Genomic DNA, 19090 nt, shown 5'->3' on the forward strand with positions numbered 1-19090 from the left:
CCATTTCCTGCTGATTCTGCCTGTTTCGTCCTATTTTCGGACTGAAGTGCTACGATGTAGCACCATCACAATTTGTGTAGCACTGAGCCTATGGGGACGATCACAGAACGCGTGCGAAAGGACGGAAGTATAGGGTACACGGCGCAGATCCGCCTGAAGCAAGGCGGTGCCGTGGTTTTCACCGAGGCCAAGACTTTCGACCGCCGGCCGGCAGCGGCATCATGGCTGGACAAGCGCGAGCGGGAGTTGGCGCAGCCTGGCGCGCTGGACGTGGCCAAGCAGGAGGACCCGACTCTGGCGGAGGTCATCAAGAAGGTGACCGAGGAGTCGACAAAGAAGATCGGTCGGACGAAGGCCCAAGTGCTACGGACGATCGCCCATTCGGATTTCGGCCAGAAGCGCTGCTCACAAATCGGTAGCGCGGACATCGTCGCGTACGCCCGCAGCCTGGAAGTGCTACCCCAGACCGCCGGCAACTATATGGCGCACCTCAGTTCGGTGTTCTCGATCGCGCGGCCGGCGTGGGGATACCCGCTCAGTGAGCAGGCCATGGTGGACGCACGGAAGGTGCTGGGCAAGCTGGGGGCCATCAGCAAGTCAAAGCGACGGGACCGCCGCCCCACCCTTGATGAGTTGGACAAATTGATGGAGCACTTCGGAAGGATCCGGGCGAAACGCGTCGACAGCAACGATATGCAGGCGATAACCGCCTTCGCCATCTTCTCGACGCGTCGGCAGGAGGAAATCACCTGCCTGACCTACGAGGACTTGGACGTAACCCACAGCCGTATCATGGTCCGCGACATGAAACACCCGGGGGAGAAGATCGGGAACGACCAGTGGTGCGACTTGCCGCCAGAGGCGCTCCGGATCATTCAGGCGCAACCGCATAAGACCGGGCGAATATTCCGGGCCAACTCGGACGCCATCAGCGCCGCATTTACCCGAGCGTGCCTGTTCCTGACCATCCCTGACCTGCACTTCCACGATCTGCGACACGAGGGTGCCAGCCGGCTGTTCGAGATGGGTCTTACCATTCCGCACGTCGCCGCAGTGACCGGGCACCGCAGTTGGTCGAGCCTGCAGCGCTACACACACCTGAGGCATACCGGCGATCGGTTCGTGGGGTGGAAATGGTTGGACGTAATTGCGCCACAAGAAAAAAATCCCTCCCACGCAGCATGACTGTTATCGCTTGGCGAGTGGTGTTCTGCGCCGCTGCCGGTGCAGCATACCTGCACCCCATGCAGGTCGGCAATCAACCGAAAAGTCAATGCTGGTGCGGGTTTCCAGGGGCAGCTTCTAATAAAATGCTCAAGAGTTGGGCACGTAGTCATGCGGGTTGCAAGGAAGCGGGCTTCTATTTATTAGAAGCTCATTGGGCTGCAGGGCCGGCACACGCGGCAGTGTCGCCAACTATCAAACCTCGATCAAGGCGCTATCCGTCGCAGCTACGAGACCCTTGAGAAATCGGATCGCCTTGTCAAGGTCCTCGCGCTTCACCAGATGTGGCGCTGGAGGCACCCCCGCAATCACCGGCTTCGACCGGTGCACGGCCTCTCCCCGTTTTACAATCAGTTCGTCGAGCGTTTTGCTGGCTTTGGCCGGGTCAAAGTGCAGCCACTCCCAGTGGCCAATAACATCGACCTCGAGGAAATCTTTGAACAACCGCCGCGTCTTCTCGGTAGATGGGCTATGGAAACGCCTAAGTTCTTCTTCCAGTTTGCCTTGGACGAATTTTCCTATGTAACTGCCGGTCACGACGCGCAGTCGGCGCGCCACCTCTTCGCGTACTCGATCCTCGATGTACGTTTCCCAGGCGGTAAGGGCCATCACAAGCCCTGCGCGTTTGAGCACTTCGGCATTCTCGGAAGGCGGTTTAGGCATTCGATCGAAATGTGCCAGCAACTCTTCTGCATCTTTGATCGAGCTTTCAAAAGATTCTCTTGCTTTTGACATGTGTGGCAATGAGCGAAGTGTGGGACTATCCAGCCAATATCCGCGGTCGAAAACTCAACGCAGTGCCCTACCCCCCGCTTAAAGCTGGGGAAGGGTTCAGCGATTCGATCCTCGTGTCACTGCGAGATTTTGAGGTATTCGTCAGTCGCGAATTTTCTAACCACGACCAATCCCGCCTCAGATTTCGCAGAGTCACATCCGAAAAATGTCCACCTTGGTTTCAAGGCATTTGCGCAGGCTCAGGTCATGCGCCCCCACCTCGAACCATCCCCCTGGCTTCTGATAGAAGTCCAAACCGCGGCCGATCTTGACGACCCACCCGTTATCGAGACGAATCTCCCGGTCATGTATATTGGGATTGAGCTTTACCTCAAGCTCAACATCCTGCTCCAACAGACTCTGCTTGAGCTCTTCCATCTTTTCGGCTATTTCGGCCAACTGCGTCTTGTCATCGTACCCGGTAATCAGGTTAATCTTTTTCACCGTGCTGGACTTCAGGACAGTTTCGCAAAAGCGCACAAAGTTCTGGATCTGATGCTGGAGGCGGATGTAGGGGTCTTCTATGACAACTGCCTTCGCCCCTTGCAAATACGGGCCAAGAATTGACTCATAGCTGTAGCCCGTATCCCCATACAGGATGGTGAAATGCTGCTCCCTGGGTTCGCCTGCTGCCGGTGTGGACGCAACCACTGCAGAAGCCGGAGCACTCTGCGGCTGGGCCGGCAAAGGAGCCATGTCAACGGCGGGCACCGGCTTGGCCTCGACCAGCGCACTTGGCTGCTCCGCTGCTTGACTTAATCGGCGACGAGCCGGCTGCTGCGTCGCCGCAGCATCCTTCGACTCCGGACAGAAAACCACAACTTCCTCCCCTCCCGCATTGAAGTAAGACAGATTGATGCGCGCAAACTCGTCGTCCGGTTTGCGCTTGTTCATCTGTTCCTTCACCCGGCGCCGGCATTCCATTGCGTAGACGACGTACTCTTCAAATTCCTCGTCAGTCGGCGTACCGGTCGGGTGCAGGATCTTCAAGAACGCACAGACTGTCTTCTTGATGCCCTTCTCATCGCGACCCTCGATCGACTTGCCTAGGCGGATGCGCTTGCTGACTTCCTCATACCGGTTGGTGTGCTTGAACTGGTAGTGGAAGGCTTCGGCCAGGTAGTCCGTGATAAATCCGTAGCGGCTAGTCAGGAACTCGCTGCTGTTCTTGGGCATCTCCCAGCCTGGAATGTATGCGGCAAAGCGGTCCTGAATTGCATAGTCAAACTCCGGCGGTAGTGGCAAGAACAAATCATGTTGAGTTGAGTTGACAACCTGTTGTACAGACTCATCAAAATTGCCGACAAAGCTCAAACTGGCGTCGGCAATGACTTCCGCACCCCGGGAAAACCGCCCGTTGGCCATGAAGTCCTTCATGATTTGAATGGTGTCTGGATCACGCACCTTGATCCCACCAATTTCATCAAACGCCACGGTATCCCAGTAACCGACAAGCCCCACCTTACGGCGGGCGTTGTTATAAAACAGTGTGGACTTAGTCGCCTGTCCGCCAGAGATCAACGTCGCGTAAGGTGAGAACTCGCTGAAGAAATACGACTTCCCCGTGCCGCGCGGCCCAAGCTCGATGTAGTTGTAGTTGGGCTCAACCAAGGCTGCAAGACGCGCGATGAAGTGCATCTTCACTCGCTGCGAGAGCTTTGAAGGCTCAAGGCCAACTGAACGCATGATGACGTCCAGCCACTCGTCACGCGTAAAGGCGCCTCGGCCCTCAGCGTAGCGCTCGAAATCGAAACGCGACAACTGGATCGGCCGCAACTCCTCTATATAGAAGGCGTAATCGTCATCCTCAATATCGTTGTGAGACAGCGTCACCTCGGCCCAAATCCCACCCTCGAGTAGGCGGTCGTTATCGCGGTAGAACTTCTCGCCAATTGCAATGCGCTGCGAGTTGAAATTTTCCAGCGAGGCCCAGTGACGCTTCTCCTTCTCGACATAGCGGACGTGAACCTTGTCGATAAACCGATGCTTGCCCTTGGTCGCCACCTTCGACTGAGCAGCATTGGCCTCATCGGGGCGAACATAGTTCTCCTGTAGCGAGGAGAGCACGGCCTCCATGCCAGCATCCATTTCCGCTTGATCATTGCTGGCGCAGTACTTGGCAAGCAGAAACTCCAGAACGAACGTCGGGACGTTGGTGCCTTTCTTGATTCGATGCAGCAAGTCCTTACGCAGAACTTTGCCGTCGAAGGTCGCGTTTAGCTTTTGGTCGAGTTCGTCCATCTGACTCATTCCGTATAGTCGGTTTCAATCGCAAGGGCGCTGTACGCAGCGAGCGTGGTGGGATTCAGCGCCTTGATCGAGAACTTGCCCCTGAACTCGTCGTCCATGCGCAGCGCAATCTGCTTGCGCTGCCCAGGCATCAAAGTCACCGTCCGGGTTGCTGGATTCACATCACCGCCCGGCCGCGGCTCACCAACCACGTTGCCCTTGCTGTCCTGCGCTTCCAGCAAGATTTCGACACTCACCCCCTGCGAAAACATATCGTCGGAAACCAGTATGACTTCGATGACCGGCAACCTAGTAGTAATTCGTTTGGCCCCGTTCTTGTAGCTGAGTTCAACCCCTACTTTGCGCAGCTCCGGCTGCCCTGCGGCATCAAGGCGTGCGACCAGCACCGGCACAACGGCTTCGGGCAATGATGCGCCACCGTGAAAATACAAATGGCCGGATCGGTAAGGAGCCATGCTTCGAGGCAGGGCCACCTGCGCGAAGTCCCCGCGAATGCCGATCTTCTCGGCACTGACCACCAGACTGTGGGAATCGGCCGTTCCATCACCCAGCATCATACGATCATGTGCATTGACCGGCCACTTCCCCTGGGGCTTGACACACACGTCGCCAGCTTCCGCATGGGCATTGAGGAAGAAGCCATGGTCCGTCACGATCACTGCTTCTTTAAAACCCATGCTGCGCAGCTTGTGCAGCGCTACCCGGATCAGCTTGAGAGTACCTGGAATGAGGCCGAGCGTCGTCTCCGGGTTACTCTCCAATTGGCTGTCGATTTCTGTGGATCGCAGGACCAGCAGGTCGACGGTCTCCGCGATCTTCGGTTTTCCGCGCACAAAATCATTCAGCACCATCTCATCGAAGCGGTCGCCGAGGCGTTTCTTGAACACATCCATGCGTTGAGTCACGCTGCCCACCGGCATCCCGGCCAACTTCGGAACCAAGGAGTCGTTTTCCAGCGCCAAGCTCAGGTTGGTGCGTGCGCCGGGCAACAGACTCGCCATCCCTACCAACGTGATCGTGGGCAACTGCGCATAAGCGGCTTGCAGTTCGACCGGCCCGTCTTCGGCGAGCAGCTTTTCGAGCGCCACACCCAACTCATAACGCAAGGCGTCCACCATCAGGTAGGCGATCTTGCGACCACTTTCCTTGAGCCGGTCCGCCACCACGCGATCAAAGGCATCGGCATTCGCCATACGGCCGGTCGGTGGCCACCCGCCGGTCTCGACGTGTTTCACGAACACGCCCTGTACCTTTTCGGCGAGCCGGCGATAACGCGCTCGCGCCTGGCTGATCACTTCATGCATCAAGCCGTGTTGGTCGAGAAAATCGCCCACCGCTTGTTCAAACTCACGTTGCAGTCGATCTGCTTCCCGAAGGCTCCCCAGGTAGAAGTCGAGCAGATCGGCCTGGCAACGGGCGTGAGCCGGTAGCTGGCGCTCGTAGTCGTCGCAGGCCTCCACCAAACTGAGTCCAGCCCTCACCAACTCCCACTGAGCCTGGCTTTCGCCCTTACCGAGCCACACCGAGCTCTTGTAGCGCGTAAGCACACGGCGCGTTGCGTCGGTGTGGTTGGTGATGATGCCCTTGATGGCGGCGCGTAGGAAAGTTCGTTCTTCAAACGGGAAGGTGTCCCGCTCGCCTAGGTCATCAATGGCAGCGCACAGGTCGGACAGGTTCAATTCTGCCTCGATGGCCTCGGCGCGCTCGATATACACAGCACGCGACTTCGGGTCGCTTCGCAGCCGGTCGCACACATCCTCGACGATGGGCCTGGCTTCCATCGATGCACGCGGCACGCCCTTCAGGGTGTCTGGCAATGCCCCCGGCAGGTCGAAGACGAACTCGCTGAACAACACATAGCGCCAAAGTTCCTCGGCCAGTGCCGTCCACGTCTTGCCGCGCGTCTTCACCGTCATGGCTAAAGTCGCTCGCAGGAAGTCGCGGGCCTCTTGCACCCATCCTTCCTGAGCATTTAGTGCTTCGCTCTGGGCTGAGGTAGGCGCCAGCAAGGCTGCAAGGATTTCGCGGCCCGACTCAACCGTCAGGGTCGCACGCAACTGCGGCCAACTCACTCCGCCACCGATCGCATCAACTACCGCAAACGTCGGTCCCGCCGGCGACCCAGCAAACACCTGACGAATCTCCGTAGCGTGATCAGGCTTGGCTCGCAGGCAAAGGCTCAAGTATTCGTCACCGTCGTCCTGGGGGAAAACCGCACCGCATTCGGCGTAGAGCGCGAAGGGGTCTGCCTGCTTTTGCTCGTCGGTCTCCGGCCGCTTTGCCGGGACATAGATTAGAACCCCTTCGAGAGATGGCTCTCCCTTCTTAGGAGGCTGTCCAATCTCTCTCAAAGCCAGCAGGGCCGCCTCGCGGCTCTCAATGCTGCTCTCAGACGCGTCCACCACGCGCACTTTGTCGGCAAGCAGGTCAAAGCACTGCTCGCGGTAGCGCTTGTCGGCGTCGTACACCACTAGGCAGCCCGACAGCTTCAATCGCGGGCGCAGTACGCTCTCACGGATGAATTCGGCGATAGTCATTTATCCTCCCGCAGGCTCAGGATATATTTCACTTCCTTGAGCTTCTTGTCTGTTCGTGCTGTGATCGCAGCCTCGTTCCAATCGACGCGATCTGCCAGATTGGCATTCAGGTAAAGCCCATTACGGTAGTCTTGAACGCTGCTGATCATTCTTCACCCCGGGTCTTCTTGTTGCCGCGCGCCTTTTTGGCCGTGGCTTCAGGCTCGACATACAGGTCCTCCAGACCATGGGCGATGGCGAGCGACTTGTCTGTCTTGCACTTCTCGCGCACGCGGTCGAGCCAATAGTTCATGGCTAGGTGTGCCCAGTCGTAGTCGCCTTTTTCCAGCTTGGCCCAGGTATCCTTGAGGACCTTTTGCCATGGCTTGTGTCTGAACAGCGACCACAGAGGCGCGGCGCTGATTTGTACCCCATCGTCGTGGTTGGGCTTGTAGGTTGGAGCCAGCTTGAGCAGGGTGTCGCGGAGTTCGATCAATTCCAGCTCGAATGTTTGCAGGCTTTCGAACTGCTGTTCATCGTCGCGTGAACGGGCCACCCCTTTGTTGCGCAGGGCGACCACATCGTCACCCACCTGCTTGAGCTTGGGCTCAACAAAGTCATTGATCGCCGTGTAGAGCGTCTGGCTGCTCAGGCTGGGGTAGTAAACCCAAAGCGTGTAGCTACCTGACGTGGTGGTCAATGGCCAGTAGATAGGCGCTTTGCGGCGGCTCTTGGAGTAGCGCTGCAGATGGAAAGCAAAGAACTCCTTGTGGAGCCAGCGCCGCACGTCGTCGGGTACCGGAACGCCCGCAGCCAGCAGGACTTCCTCGACCAAATGGGTCAGGTCGTGAGTATGCCCAGGGTCGTCAACCAAGATATCTGCTGCGCGGTGAAACACCTCCTTGTCAGTGCCAACCATGCCCGGACTAATTGAGGGCATTGGCTCGAAGGGAACAGATTCCTGTAGGGCGCGTTGACCTCGATCCGATTGAACAGGATCGATAACGAATCTACCGAACGCAACGCCAACGGCCCACGACAGCGGGGCAAATGATTCGTCTGCACTTTCAGGCTCATCTTCATCCTCTTCCTCCTCGCCTAAAGACCATGAAGATGAATCACGTCGCTCGCTGTCCAAGCCCACGTCATCGATTGTGAATCCATACAGGCTTGCGCCGATGCGGTCGATTTGTTGTTGGAGCTCTTGAATCTCTGCGCGAATCTTAGCCTCGTCCAGCAAGCCATGTTTGGTCAGCAGGCAAGCAGGTAACAAGAAGTCTCGCGACGTCTCCACTGATGAGCGAAGAAGCCTGCTTAGGTTCCATGCTCGATGAACCAATTGTGAAAGCTCAGCGATGGCCTCAGGGGGCAGTGGTGGTAGCGGCGTCCGTTGAATTACGCCTACCTCGAATGAATGCGCCGCGCCTCCTAGCTGCGCATCGGCAGCAGCGAGTTGGACCTCCACGAGACTGTAGAAGTGTGGCGTCGAGCAAACGCCCAACACAGCCATTAGTAAGTCGGGATCGTCCCCTTCGCAAAACGCACCAGGCCCCTTATGGGAGAATGCGCAGCCAGCAGGCAGCACTCGCATCGATAGCCGGCTCTTCGTACGAAGACTCCAGGTTAGACCTGGGCGCAGAAAGTACTCCGTGTTCTGCGGGCGAGACAGCAGTCGTCCAGAAGCCTTATCCACGAAGTTCTTAACTTCTTGGCCGTCGGCCGCCCAGTTCACCACTAGGTAGATGTCGCCATAAATTGGGGAGTAGGCGCCGCCTTTGGCGAAGGGCAACCATTTTGACGCACCACGGTGTGACTCCCACCAACTTCTCACAAAACGGAAATCGTCTGAAGTCTGCACACCAACTCGGGCCTCCAACGTTGGTTGATGCAGGTCTTTTGTCTCCCACCAAGTCCGTACAAACCGAGAGTCATCGGCTGTCGCTAGCCCTTGACGGGCAACTCGCCCGGCGCTTTCGAACGGAGGAAAGCTGCGGAATGCAGCCCGCACACCGCCTGAAATCCAATAGGAAAATGGTGCACCGGGAATTTCGCGCAATAGGTCGGGGGAGCATTCGAATGATTTGGGACTTACTTTGCCTTGACGAAGCGCGCTGACGATTTGGCAAAGGCTTTGTTCCTTGTCCTTATCCTCAAGAATTCGAAGGAACACTGCCATTAAGCTTTCTCCAGTATGTAAGCGGCGGCTTCGACAAGGGCGTCATCCATAACTCCCAAGCCCAGATCCGCCATCAGGATTGGCGTTGATTTTCCAAGCACGACTTCTTCTCTCCACCGCTTAAAACTGGACAAGAAGAAACACGTACGCGATGTAATGGCCCCGACACGTCCGTCAGAACGCAGCAACTGCAGGCCACGTTCAACAAATATTGCCAACAAATCGTTCTTGCTACAGGGATACGCTTTAACTAGGTGATCCTTTGTTCCGCTCGCCAAAGCACCGAACGGTGGATTCATGACCACCACATCGAACACTTCGCGGGAGAGGTCAATTAGCCGCAGACCCTGCAAGGCATCCTGAGCAAACAGGCGGCCCTGATATGTCGATTTCGCCGCGTTTGCGAACTCCGTCAATGCTTCACGTAGGCGCACTTCGGCCTGCTGCCAGCTCTCTTGCTCCTGCTCCGCAAACAGTCCACTGCCTTTGCCCGCATAAACCTGACGTATCAGGTGCGGCAGCTCTCGCTCCACTTGGAGCAAAACGCCCAACTCTGGCAGCCCCTTCAAGAGTTGCAAGGTTTTCTCGAACAGATCAGCATCACGCTTATCCAGGACTGCGGCGAACTGCTGACGCAACTCTCTTTCTGCCGGCGGCGCAATGGCTGCTACCACATGGCCGCGACCAATCAGAGGGCGGTCTTTGGCCTTCACTTCCGTGTCGTGCCATGCACGTTGTGCGCGCAACCACAGTGCCAGCGATGCGATTTGCGCGGCGCGCGGGTCGATGTCCACGCCATAGATGTTGTGCTCGATGATCAGGCGAGGCACGTCGCGCAGGTACGCGTCTCGGTCAGCATAGGCCTGGCTCAGGGGCTTGAAGCTGTCCTGAGGCTGAGTGGAGACATCCAGCGAGCCGGGGCCATGTTGCTGCTCCCACGCCCAAGCCTCCCGGTAGATCTCAGCGAACAGATCGAACGCATAGAGACCGAAGTGCATGGACCCACAGGCTGGATCCAGCAATTTCAGGGTGCGTGGGTCGCGAAGCTTGGCGGCCACTTTAGGCATTTCATCGGGTTTGACCAGCATGTAATGGCAGCGCTCGCGTAGAGGTGTCTGCCCACCCGTGGCGTTGAACCACAGCCTCCCCAGGGTGTTGTCGACTAGAAACTCGACCACATAACGCGGCGTGAAGAACTGGTTGCGTACTGCCAACTCCCGACTGTTGCGCGGGGCCTGCGATGCGTCGCGCATCGCTTTGCGCTCTTCCTTGGAGTTGAAGTACTGGTAGATCCAACCAATGGTTTCGTCTTCGGCCCAGAGCGGTTCGATCTCAGCATCGTTGATTAGCGCCAGCAGGGGCAACAGCGCCGCCTCGCGCGGGAACAGTCGGCCTTGCGGTGAATAGCGATCAAACAGCCCCGGCAGGTCTTGCGCCAGTTCATCAAAAACGCTGAAGAGGTAGCCGCGGTAGGCGTCCCCGGTTTCACCCAGCCCCGTGCCGGCTAAACGAGCATAGAGCTGAAAGCCCTTGGCTTGGTAGCCATTGCCAACCGACTCGACCAGCAGCCCGCGCGCTTCCGCCATGCGCAGGGCGGCCAAGCGGTTCAAGACGGTGAAGGCCTGCTCACGGACGATGCGGTCCAATCCCTGTTTGGAATCCATGTCGCCACTGGCACAGTAATGCGCCAGCGTGTCACGCAAGATGCGCGCGGTTTCGCGCTGTGCGTCGTTGAGGTGGCGCAGGCTGGCAAGGTCCGCTACGGCACCGGCGTTCGGGTCCATGCCATAGTCGTTTTGTAGTTGCCGCGTAAATTCTTCTTCCAGCACCCGGCGCGCGTCGTTGACGAAGCGCTGCAGTCGGTTCCTGGTCGTTTGGTCGAAGGCCATCAATCAGTTCCTATTGTTCTTTGCTGTTCGCCTGCACCGGGTGTTTGCCAATCCTGGCCAAAGTGGGCACGCAAGCCCTCGATGGCGGGTGGCAAGGCGCCCTCGCACGTCAGACCCAGGTAGGTGGCCGCACGGGTAGTGCCCACGTACAGGTATTTGTCGAAGAGTTCCGGGTGCTGTGCGGCAAGCTGATCGATAGCGATGAAGAATACCGCCTCGAATTCCAGCCCCTTGATGTGCTGGATGTCGAACACGCGAACATTGCTCTCTTGCCCCACGGCCTGGCCCTCACGGCAGGCAATGACTTGAATGTTGTGCTCAGCCAGCATCGCGTTGAGGGCATCGGCCACTGGGGCGACATCAGCCTCGGAATTGACGAAGATGGCCGTGGACGGCAATTGGCCGACAAAGCGCTCAATCTCACGGATGCGGTCGGCCAGCCAAGCCACGATGCCTTCACCGGTGGCATTCTCGAGCAGTGCAGGTGCAACTCCGCTGCTGTCGACGCGGGCCGGGAGGCTCACATGCTGCTCGGCACCACCCACGGCGCGGATCATGGCGCGGGCAAGCTCGTTGAGTTGCTTGCTCTGCCGGTAGGAGACGGTGATCTCTTTGATGTCAAAGTCGGGGAAGACCCATTTCAAGTCATCAGCCGTCTTGGCACCCCAGATGGTTAAACGCTGGTTGAAGTCGCCACACGCAAAGAATGAGCGCAGCCGAGGGTGCGCCAGGGCCGCCATACAGCCAAGCTGGATGGGCGAAAAATCAGTCGCCTCATCAACCAGAATCTGACTGCGAAAATGGGACAGAATGGATTGGAGCGATGACCAGGCCGGGCTGTCGATATCGCGCAGCACATTGGGCCGGCCGATCAAATCGCTGGCCGCACGCAGGATGGCCAACAGCACCAGGTCCAGCTCGAGCGGGTGGATGTCGCGTGCCTCGAAACCTTCATTCAGGTACCAAACCCCGTCTTCCTGACGTTGCCGCCTGAATGCACGGTAGCGCTTGGGAATGCCGTCGATGTAACGCTTGACCGGATTGACGAAGCGCCGCGCACTCGCTTGCACCAGAAGGCTTGCGCCGACTTCGGCACGGTCCGCGCCAGATAGGGTGCGATGGCCGAGCCATTCGATGATCTTGCCATTGCGCGAGGTTTTGCTGAGTGTGCGTTTGGAAGCCGCTGATCTCGCCTGGGCACGTATCGCCTGCATGTAGGCCGTGAGCGCGGCAGCTCGGCCTGTGCGTGGTGCTGATGCGTCTTCTTCCTCGTCTGCGTCGACATCGTCCTGGTCGTCCGCGTCCGTAACCTGCCCTTGTTGCAGGCCATCGATGAAGCGCGCCAATTCGTCCAAAAATGTTCGGTTGCGGTTAAGCTGCAGATTGAGGGTGCCTTTGATCTTCGCGTCAGAGGCTTCTTTCAGGCTGGTGACCAGTGCCTGCACCTTTGACAGCTCCGTTGCGAAAGCGCTGAATGTGCTTGCCAATGCGCCGTCGCCAGCGCGGTCGAGAATAGCCGCGAGGCGAGAACCCAACTCCTGCACTGCTGAAGACTTGGAATGACTGAGCAGAACCGCCGCGTCGCGCAGCTCTTGCACATAGGCGTTGCGCTCCCAGGCATCAAAGTCGCCGTACCACTGGGTGGGGCGCGTCAATGCGTCCATATTGAGGCTCTGAATGCCGTCTTTCAGTACAAAGGTGCCGCCGCCGGTAGTGGTGCGCAGCACACCGAAGGCATTCCTGGCGAGCTCGCGCCGGTAGTCTTGCCAGGTGCGAATTCGCAGATCTGATGCAGGCACTCCCTCGCGGGCGAAGGCTTCTTTGAGGTATTGCTTCAACAGTTCGGTGGGCGTGAACATCAGCCAGTTTTTGGAGTGCGCGACGCCCTGCGCTGCGCCGAGGCTTTCCACCAGACGCTGCTCGCCTTCTTCCAAGAAGGCCGTATCGAGCTTTTGGCCCAAGCGGCGAATCAAAGTGGTAGTTTTGCCAGTGCCGGGTGGGCCCAGGATGAGCAAGCGCTTGTCGAGCGGCAGGCGGAAAATCTCGTCCTGGTACTGGTCCAGCACAGGCTGGTCCCTGAGTCCCATCTTAATGATGACGCTGCGCCGCACGCCTTCGATGATGGACGCATTGGCGCTTTCCTCAGCAAGAAGTTGCCCCAAGAGGTCTTCGGTGGCTTCTTCGCCGGCAATCTCGGTCAACAGTGCCCGCAGCGACTCGATCGTCACCGGGCCAAAGTGTTCCGATTCAATGACCGTGTCGCGGGAATCCCAACCGTCGGGCATTGAGTCGGGCCTCAGTTGGGCACGCTCCAAGACCTCGACAACGGTTCCGTTTGGCAGCGTGAACTCGCCCCCTATCGCCAATGAGGCCAACCGCCCCACCGGGGCGCGATAACTGGCGAGGTTGGGAAAGCCGGATATCGGGCTAGTACGGCAGATATAGTAGGTCCGCTTTTCGCCGGAATCATCAGCCACCACAACGCGCGCAATGGCGGGCTCTGCCGCCAATACCAGGTGACTTTCACGGTTAGCCTGGCTAATCTGATCCAGCCTCTGGATGGCCGAGCTCGAGGTCATTGTGTTGATGCTTGCCAGAGCACCGGAGTTAAGCGTTCGCCCGCCACTGAGCTTGCTTAGGGCAGCAGCGGCAATGCTCTCGAGTTGCGCTAAAGCTTCATCAGCGACCTGCTCAAGGTGATGCATCGAATCCGTAGTGAGCTCCATAGTCAGGCTCCCTCCTTTCCAGGCTGAGCACCAACGACGAAAGACACCTCGATTTCTGCATATAGACCAAGTTGTGCCTTGATCTCGTGGAGCTGTTGGATCAGAGCATCGATGTCCGCAGCAGAAGTCATCTTCACAGGGATCGAGATGGATTTGGAGAATCTGGCGGGGCCCTTCTCGCCGGTCTTGGCGCGCTCTTCTTCTATGCGCTGGCGCAGGCGTTCCTGGCCCTGACGTTGGATGGACCGCTTGAGGTCTTCGAGCGTGCTGTTGATGTCATAGTCGCGGGCCAGAAGCTTCTTGAGTCCAGCCAGGTCTTGCGTTGCAGCCAGCGCCAGACCATCCAGCCGGCTTACGGCGTTGCCGCGCTCCTCCTGGGTCAGTTCTTCCCATTCCGGAATGCGCTGCAAGTCCTCCACGCCTTCCTTCAAACGCAGCTTTTGCTGGTCTGACAGCGTGATTACGGCATCGCGGACGCGACCCTTCAAGTGCGTGAGCTGCGAGTTAAAGTCTGCGCTGTGCTTGTAGAAGTCTTCCTTGCCCAAGCGATCCGAGAGGATCGCCAAGTCTTCGCCCAGTTCGCGGCGCAACTCGCCGGGAACGCCGGTATCGGGCAGCGCCTCAATATCGTGGCGGTGAGCCTGAAGATCGCGCAAGGTTCCGTCAAGCCCGTTGTCGAGCACCCGCTTCACTTCGAGCGCCCACTTGAGATTGTCGTAAATCGCGGAGGTTTCAGCACCAAGACGCTGGGGGGCATCCGATGCATCGGTGAACAAGACGTCGGCGATGTCCTGGTTCAAGATGCGAACGCGATCACTACCCGCCAGCCCGAGGCCACTGAGTTTTTCCGCCAGCGAACCATAGTCATGCTGGAATCGCGGAAAGTACTTCGCTGCCGCCTTGCTGATATCCTGTTCCAAGGGGATGACCATGTCACCCACCAACTCGGTGAGCCGCTCCGCTGCGCGCCCCAGGGTTTCGATAGACGGGCGCTCGTCACGCAGCGCAACGCCGATCTGTTTGAACGAGTTATTGGTCTTCAGGGCGTCGATCGCCTGTTGGCCAGCGGCAGTGACTTCGCGGCCTGATACCTTGAGTTTGATCTCACCGGCCATCAGCATGGCGGCCACGATATAGCGCGTCGTGTCTGGTGACCAGCCAAACGGATCACTGCTGAAGTCGTCCAGCAGGCGCTTGCCATCCACCGTGCCGCGCTTGTCGATGTAATCGCGAATGCTGATCATCGCTTTGTGCTCGGTCTTAAACGACGCGCGCCCCGCAAGGGTCTGGACCAGACCCAGCGGATCGAGGCTGCTGCTGATGGCAGCGGGATTGGCCACCTTCAGGAACTTCTCTGCGGTATCGGTCCCGGCGCGAACAGGGGCTTCGACGTAGCGGTCGAATACCTGGTCGGCGACATCGGCCAATAGCTTCCTGGCAGCGTCGAGCAAATCGGCGTCAAGTGCTGAGACGGCCGTAGCCTGACCACGGAAAACAAATGAGCCCCCCTGTAGGGTTTGCTTGATCTTGCTTTGGAGCTGAGTCGCGAGCTTGGCGGCGCGGTCGAGCTGGCCGGAACAATAATCCTTGACCTCCTGGTCCGGCTCATTCCGGTGTAGCTCGGCGATGCGCTGGCAGCGATAGATCTCGTTCGCCAGATCGTCAAGCTCAGGATTGGACTTGGCCAGCAGCCCGATGACATTGCGGCCAGCGCGGCTGCGGGAGTCATCGAGCATGCGGTTCTTGGCAGCTTCATAGTCGCTGGCAACCACCAGCTCAACGACGGTCTGGATGGTGCTTTGATCGCCAGCCAAGCTGGTAATGGCACTCCCCGCCTGCACCTTCAAGCCAGTGGCAATGGCCATCGTGCCGTGCAGACTGACCCGGGGTAGTGGATCGAAGGATTCGCGCAGCGCATCGTTAAAGATGCGCTTCACATCCACAGAGCGCAGAGCAATGGCGCCGCGTTCCTGTTCGATATCGCGCAGCTTTTCGCTAAGGAAAACCAGACTGCCGTCTTTCTCGCCGAGCGGCACGTGCACATCGTTCAGCATCTCCTCGACCGCCTTACGCACCGTATCGATCTGCGACGACGCAGTGACGGACGGGTGCATCAGGCTGGTTACGTTTTGTACCGACACCGGCAAATTGCCGAGGATCTGCAACACCGCGACGGACTTGGCGATGTCCTGATGGAGCTGCGAATCCGGGAAGCGAATCTGAACCTTGCCGACGGCCTGATGAACAGAAGTGAAGGCGCGGCGAATGTCCTTCTCCAACTCGTCGTAAAGCGTGACCGTGGTGGCAAGCCAGCCAACGGATTGATCCGCCATCGCCTTGGAGCCGCCCTCGCCTTTGAGTACGTCCTGGATCACCTTAATAGCAGAGCGCAGACCGATACCACCGGTGGATTTGGCTAGGGCACCCAGCAAGTGCAGCAGGATGTCAAAGTGGGCCGGCAAAAACGGGTAGAGATTAGTGAAGCTCTCCCGGCTGAAATCGGCGTCGTAGTACTTGGCGTCTTGCAACTTGGTGTTATGCCGCAGCGCCTGGCCGTGGGCATCGAACAGCTTGCCCAATTCCGTCTCACCAGCCGGAGATTTGCCCAGCAGACGGCGATAGCAGATCTCCTTGATGTCGCTCGACTCCAGATCGATCTGGATCGGAAAGCGGTCTTTCAGCTTGTAGAGCTTATCGGAGTTCAGCGCTGCACGCGGGTCGTCTTCGGTGAGCGTCTGCTGCGCGGTGGAAATGATCCAGGCCTTGCCGTCGCCCAGCCGCTTGAGGTTCTTGGCCAGGCCATCGAGATTGAGGATCAAGTTGTCGCGTGATGCAACATACTGCCCCACTTCGTCAACGATGAAGATAATATTCTGCTTGCCGCTTTTCTCGCGGACGATATCGATCATCTCCTGCACGCGCTGGTCTTCGAACTGGAAAAAGCCATCGGTGCTCGACGAGAAAGACTTGGCTTCCGGGAACAACGCCGGGTACATCTCGTGGGCGATCTTTGGAATCAGCCCATCGATGGCAAGCGGGTTGTTCTGAACGCGAGTCCAGGTAGCGCCGGGCAGCGCTTTGGAAATGCGTTCATATAGCTCGGGCGTGCGGCCATCTCTCTCAACCATGCGTTCAAAGGCGGCAACCTTGAGGTTTCGTGAGTAGCCGGCCCACTGGAGCACCTTGAAGTAAAGGACGGTGGAGACGTCTTCCATCGTGGCGCCAGCAAGCATTTCGCTGGCCAGGTCGAGCATCACCACGGCAGCCGGGAGGCGTTGCGCCACGGTGTTTAGCAGCGCCTTGGTTTGCGGCTTGTGCAGCCGGTCCTGCAGGTACTTGATGAACGGCGTGCCGTCGATGGTGCGCTGGTCATCGAAGGCCAGACCTAGGTACTTGGTGAACGAACTCTTACCTGAACCGTAGAAGCCTGAGACCCAGACACCAATCTCATTTTCTCCACTCGACTCCATTGCCAGTTGCATGCGGTCGAGGAGCTTTCGGAACTGCTCTTCAATGCTCTCGGTGACCACATACTCGGAGATCTCAGCCTTGAGCCGGCCTTCCTGCGAAGCACCATAGGTGATGACCTTCTCGATGGTCCGGTAAATGTCCTTGCTTGGGTCGAAGAGTGATCGAATGGTCATTATTTTGTCCCAGGGTTCTTTGATCAGGTCAGCCGCCAACGTGGACTGAGCGGTAATTGCCATCTTCCGGGTAGAAGCCGAGAAACTTCAGACGTGTCTTGCCGGTACGGACGCCGGGGTAAAGGAAAATCGTCGGCACATGAAATTTGCCTTGTAGCTGACTTTCGATAGCCCCAATGCGCAGGAATGGGTGAAGTGCCTCGAGGTCAGTCACCAAGAGCAGCGCACCTTGCTGGGCTTCGAGCGGCTGTAGGGCGTTTTCAAGACGCTTTAGCAAACCGTTATCCGCAGTCAGGATGTCAGCCAATGCCTTGTTAGTGCGCTGCCAATCCAGCGGGGCGGACTTATCTTCCATCACGCAGAGCGACCAGAACGGGTCTTCCTTGAGCAACGCCCAAATCTGTTCTGCAATCGAAAAGGTGTGCACATTCCAGCCTTCCTGATGGAGCTTGGAAATCCAGGCGGGCGTCTGCCGCTTCACCTCCAGGATCTGTTCGGGTGGGAAAACGAGGTAGTAAATCGGCTCGAAGCTCGCATGACTGAGTTCACGCCCATGCCGGATGCGCTCGCGCAGTTCATCGAAATCAGCTTTGAGTGAGGACATCGCAGAGCGCCTCCATGTCTTGTTGTTTCCAGCTAATCCGGACCACCTCGCCGGCCGCCTGGATGATGAGCAGTCCCTTCAGCGAAAGGCGTTTGATTTCGTCCAACACGTCTTCGCGCGCCAAACCGAATAGCTGCCAGTCTTCGTGCGTGAGCAAGGCGTTGTCGCCGAGACCGGCAAAGTGCAGTGCGTACGCGAGGTAAGCTGCCACGACCGGGGAGATCCTGAACGGAATGATGCGGCGGCTGGAACGCAGCCCGCGCTCCAGCATTCCGTAGTCAGCGCAGCAACCGGTCAGATAGGCAGAGACACGTCGCACCGTGGTTTCAGACCATCGTTTAACGGTCTTTCCGTCGTCTATTCCACGCTCGACAAAGACGCGAGCATCGTCATTGGTGATCTGCGTGTAGCCGCCTGCATACCGAGCCCAGTAGACGTGTCGCACGAAGTCGCCAAGGATCGGGTTGGCTCGACTCGTAAATACCAGCATGAGCTGGGTTAGGTCTGCTGTGGAGATCGTTGACGACAACCGCTTGAGTTGAACGGCCGGCGCTCCGCCTGCGACCAGATAGCGCGGGGCGAAGCACTCAACAACGATGTTGCGAAGCCGGCGGGCAGTGACTGTAGGAAATCGGCCCGATTCCAGAGCGATCTGGTACAACTGGTTCGCCGACATGCCAGGGGACCACAAGTCGAGCAATGTCTTGGTCTCGTTGACGAGTCCAAGACCTGCCTGCAATTGAGTTGTGTAGGTCTTGCTGTCAGCCACAGCTAGCCCAACAGATATGGATACGTCTTGGCGTTCTGAGAGAAAGCCGAGAGGTAGGCGCCCGCGATTGCCCTCAACGCTTCGGAAGACTCGAGGTCCTTAATATTTCCAACAGCCGTCGGTCCCTCGCTGGCAGGTATGCTTGGCTCAGCCAAGCTCTTCAACGCCTCCAGTGCCCCTTCTCTGGTTTTAAGGATCTGACGGACAAGGTCTTCACCAATGCTGCTTTGAACGATCGCATGGAGATCCTGTTCGACCTCTTCCGGCAAACGAAAAAGGTGGTAGCTGCCCACGCTCAAATGCTCGTCGTGCAGCCGCCGAGCTGCTTCCAGGACGCCGTGGTACTGCGCCAACCGGGTTGTTTTCGAAAAAACTGGCTCAAGGAAGAGTCGGCTAGACGCCTCATAAAACGAGGTTGGCCACCAGCCAAACTGAGCGCGCTCTCCGAGAAAACCGACGACTAGTCTCATCTGCAACAGCGTCGATAGGTAGGATTCCTTCATCTGATCTCGCATTGG

General features: G+C 58.1%; 12 protein-coding genes. 1 reads left to right on the top strand and 11 read right to left on the bottom strand.

Annotated features, from left to right (window positions below):
- The first annotated feature begins 90 nt into the window (after positions 1 to 90).
- On the top strand, positions 91 to 1185 hold the full coding sequence (locus ABNX08_RS13495; protein WP_349609047.1) for a site-specific integrase: 1095 nt from the start codon (positions 91 to 93) through the stop codon (positions 1183 to 1185).
- 234 nt (positions 1186 to 1419) lie between these two features.
- Here the strand turns inward: ABNX08_RS13495 and ABNX08_RS13500 are convergent, their stop codons facing one another.
- The 11 genes from ABNX08_RS13500 to ABNX08_RS13550 all read right to left on the bottom strand — a co-directional run bounded on the left by ABNX08_RS13500 (position 1420) and on the right by ABNX08_RS13550 (position 19075).
- Positions 1420 to 1959, bottom strand: coding sequence for a HEPN domain-containing protein (locus tag ABNX08_RS13500; protein WP_349609045.1), 540 nt, complete (start codon positions 1957 to 1959; stop codon positions 1420 to 1422).
- Positions 1960 to 2151: 192 nt separating this feature from the next.
- The gene (gene brxL / locus ABNX08_RS13505; RefSeq protein ID WP_349609043.1) at positions 2152 to 4239 is read right to left on the bottom strand and encodes a BREX system Lon protease-like protein BrxL; all 2088 of its coding nucleotides are present in this window, start codon (positions 4237 to 4239) and stop codon (positions 2152 to 2154) included.
- A gap of 5 nt (positions 4240 to 4244) precedes the next feature.
- Positions 4245 to 6785, bottom strand: coding sequence for a PglZ domain-containing protein (locus tag ABNX08_RS13510; protein WP_349609041.1), 2541 nt, complete (start codon positions 6783 to 6785; stop codon positions 4245 to 4247).
- Positions 6782 to 6934, bottom strand: a complete 153-nt coding sequence (locus ABNX08_RS13515) for a hypothetical protein (protein WP_349609039.1) — start codon at positions 6932 to 6934, stop codon at positions 6782 to 6784. Before ABNX08_RS13515 ends, ABNX08_RS13510 begins: the two co-directional genes overlap by 4 nt.
- Complete coding sequence (locus ABNX08_RS13520) at positions 6931 to 8940, bottom strand: type II restriction endonuclease subunit M (protein ID WP_349609037.1); 2010 nt, start codon at positions 8938 to 8940, stop codon at positions 6931 to 6933. Before ABNX08_RS13520 ends, ABNX08_RS13515 begins: the two co-directional genes overlap by 4 nt.
- On the bottom strand, positions 8940 to 10829 hold the full coding sequence (locus tag ABNX08_RS13525; RefSeq protein ID WP_349609035.1) for an Eco57I restriction-modification methylase domain-containing protein: 1890 nt from the start codon (positions 10827 to 10829) through the stop codon (positions 8940 to 8942). The genes ABNX08_RS13520 and ABNX08_RS13525 overlap by 1 nt, the downstream gene beginning before the upstream one ends.
- Positions 10829 to 13555, bottom strand: a complete 2727-nt coding sequence (locus ABNX08_RS13530; protein ID WP_349609033.1) for an ATP-binding domain-containing protein — start codon at positions 13553 to 13555, stop codon at positions 10829 to 10831. The genes ABNX08_RS13525 and ABNX08_RS13530 overlap by 1 nt, the downstream gene beginning before the upstream one ends.
- A gap of 2 nt (positions 13556 to 13557) precedes the next feature.
- Positions 13558 to 17199 (bottom strand): BREX system P-loop protein BrxC, encoded by a 3642-nt coding sequence (gene brxC, locus ABNX08_RS13535; protein WP_349609031.1) that lies wholly within the window; start codon positions 17197 to 17199, stop codon positions 13558 to 13560.
- Positions 17200 to 17227: 28 nt separating this feature from the next.
- Complete coding sequence (locus ABNX08_RS13540) at positions 17228 to 17803, bottom strand: BREX protein BrxB domain-containing protein (protein WP_349609029.1); 576 nt, start codon at positions 17801 to 17803, stop codon at positions 17228 to 17230.
- Complete coding sequence (locus tag ABNX08_RS13545) at positions 17784 to 18572, bottom strand: DUF1819 family protein (RefSeq protein WP_349609027.1); 789 nt, start codon at positions 18570 to 18572, stop codon at positions 17784 to 17786. Before ABNX08_RS13545 ends, ABNX08_RS13540 begins: the two co-directional genes overlap by 20 nt.
- Before the next feature lie 2 nt (positions 18573 to 18574).
- Positions 18575 to 19075: a BrxE family protein gene (locus ABNX08_RS13550; protein ID WP_349609025.1), complete on the bottom strand. Its 501-nt coding sequence runs from the start codon at positions 19073 to 19075 to the stop codon at positions 18575 to 18577.
- Positions 19076 to 19090: the final 15 nt, after the last annotated feature.

Source organism: Cupriavidus sp. DF5525 (genome assembly GCF_040149425.2).
GTDB classification, from domain to species: domain Bacteria; phylum Pseudomonadota; class Gammaproteobacteria; order Burkholderiales; family Burkholderiaceae; genus Cupriavidus; species Cupriavidus pickettii_A.